The organism is Bradyrhizobium sp. CSS354, from assembly GCF_029051725.1.
In the GTDB taxonomy this organism is placed as follows: domain Bacteria; phylum Pseudomonadota; class Alphaproteobacteria; order Rhizobiales; family Xanthobacteraceae; genus Bradyrhizobium.
On sequence record NZ_JAACFU010000060.1, the window covers coordinates 1 to 2,489 of the forward strand.

General features: G+C 66.3%; 2 protein-coding genes. Both read right to left on the reverse strand.

The features are described 5' to 3' along the window. Positions 1-359: chemotaxis protein CheW (locus GWG67_RS38570; RefSeq protein ID WP_275174870.1), on the reverse strand; the 359-nt coding region annotated here is incomplete at its 3' end. 24 nt (positions 360-383) lie between these two features. Beyond that, on the reverse strand, positions 384-2,489 hold a 2,106-nt coding region (locus GWG67_RS38575), incomplete at its 5' end, for a hybrid sensor histidine kinase/response regulator (protein ID WP_275174871.1).

The window sequence follows — 2,489 nt, forward strand, 5'->3', positions numbered from 1 at the left end:
TCGAGATTGACGGGGTTTTCTTCCATGCCGTCCTCGGCGAGCCGCAGCACTTCGCCGATCTGGTCGATCAAGAGGCCGTAGGATTCACCGCGCAGGTCGACGCCGACCGCCATCGGGATCTTGCCGTCCTCGGGCCTGGGCAGGCCGAGACGGGCGCGCATGTCGACCACGGTGACGATGCGGCCGCGCAGGTTCAGCACGCCCGCGATCTCGCGCGAGGACAGCGGCACGCGGGTGACGCGCTCGGGCATGAACACGTCCTGGACGCGGGAGATCGGCAGGCCGAACAGCTGGCCGCCGATCATCGCGGTGACGTATTCGACCATGGCGCCTTCGCCGGACTGGGTCTTCTTGGTCATGTTAGTTTCTCCTGATCCCGCTGGTTAGGCTGCTGCGCGGCTCAGCTCGGAGGCACCGGCGGCGCCCGCGGTCTGTTCCTTCAGCGCCGCGATCAGACCGGGACGGTCGAACTTGGCGACATAGTCGTGGAAGCCGGCCTGACGGCCGCGCTCGATCGCCGCCGGCGACACCAGCGCGGAGAGCCCGATGATCGGCATCGCGCCCAGATTGCTGTCGGAGCGGATGGTCTCGGCAAACTCGAACCCGTTCATGTCGGGCATCTCGATGTCGGTCAGGACCACGTCGAAGCTCTGCGCGCGCAGCGCCGCGAGGCCCTCCTGCGCGGTCGGCGCGGTGCGGACGCGGTAGCCGGCGGCCTTGAGCACCGGGGCCAGCATGTTGCGGAAGAACGCCGAGTCGTCGACCAGCAGCACCGATTGCGAGTGCAGCGACGGCTTCATCTCCTTGCGGGTGAACCAGTCGGAGAACGCCATCGGCAGGAAGTGGCCGACGTCGATCACTTCGGTGGCCTGGCCCTTGATCACGGCCGAGCCGAGAATGCCGGAGGAGGATCCGCCGACCTCGATGTTGAGCCGTTCCTCGACGATGTCGATGATCTCGTCGACGACGAGGCCCATGGAGCGGCCGTCGTCGGAGAACACCAGGATCGGCTGGGCGCCCTGGCTCGCGATGGTGACGCTCTCCATGGCGACGAGCGGCATCAGCTGCTCGCGGTACTGCACCATGTAGCGGCCGTTCGAGAACTCGATCTTGTCGGCCGGGAGCTCTTCGAGGCGCGTGACGAGCCCGAGCGGGACCGCCTTGGGTTGGGACGAGCCGGCGCGGAACACCAGCAGCGAGGTGGTCTGCTCGCCCGATCCGATGTGGTGAGCCCCGTTCTCGCTGTTCATGTCATGGGCCGAGGAGCCGGCGGCGCCGAGCGCCTTGGCAATGCCGTTGGGGTCGATGATCATGATGACCGCGCCGTCGCCCAGGATGGTATTGCCCGAGAACATGTCGATGTGACGCAGCTTCGTCGACATCGGCTTGACCACGATTTCTTCGGTGTGGAACACGCCGTCGACGACGATGCCGAAGGTCTGGCTGCCGACCTGCGTCACCACGATGAAGCCGTTCTCGGGATCGGAGACGGCGCCGTCGTCGATCTTGAGCAGCTTCTTGAGGTGGATCAGCGGCAACAGCTTGTTGCGCAGCCTGAGCACCGCGGTGTCCTTGATGCGCTCGATGCGGTGCTCCGAGTTGGCGCGGGCACGCACCAGCTCGACCACCGAGAGCTGCGGGATCGCAAAGCGGTCGCCGGCGGCTTCCACGATCAGCGCGGAGACGATGGCGAGCGTCAGCGGGATCTTGATGGTGACGGAGGAGCCTTCACCGGCGACCGACTTGATGTCGATGGTGCCGCCGATCTGGTCGATATTGGTGCGCACCACGTCCATGCCGACGCCGCGCCCCGACACCGAGGTGATGGCGGCCGCGGTCGAGAAGCCCGGCGCGAAGATGAACTTGTGGATCTGGGCTTCGCTCATCTTCTCGAGCTCGGCCTCGCTGACCAGCCCCGAGGAGATCGCCTTGGCCTTGATCCTGTCGGTGTTCAGGCCACGGCCGTTGTCGGCGATGCAGATGATGATGTGGCCGCCCTCGTGATAGGCGGACAGGCGGATGGTGCCCTGCTCGCCCTTGCCGCCGGCGAGACGCTCGGCGGGGGTCTCGAGGCCATGGTCGGCGGAGTTGCGCACCATGTGGGTGAGCGGGTCCTTGATCAGGTCGAGCACCTGGCGGTCGAGCTCGGTGTCGGCGCCGTGCATCTCCAGCTCGATCTGCTTGCCGAGTTCGCTCGAGAGGTCGCGAACGATGCGGGGCAGCTTCTGCCAGGCATTGCCGATCGGCTGCATGCGCGTCTTCATGACGCCTTCCTGCAGCTCGGCGGTGACGTTGGACAGCCGCTGCAACGGCACCTTGAACTCGGTGTCCTCGTTGCGGCGGGAGATCTCCAACAGCTGGTTGCGGGTCAGCACCAGCTCGGAGACCATGGTCATCAGATGCTCCAGCGTATCCACGTTGACGCGGATCGACTGGTTGGCGATGCTGGCGCCCTCGCCGGCGCCCTCGTCGGCGATCGACTTCTTCGG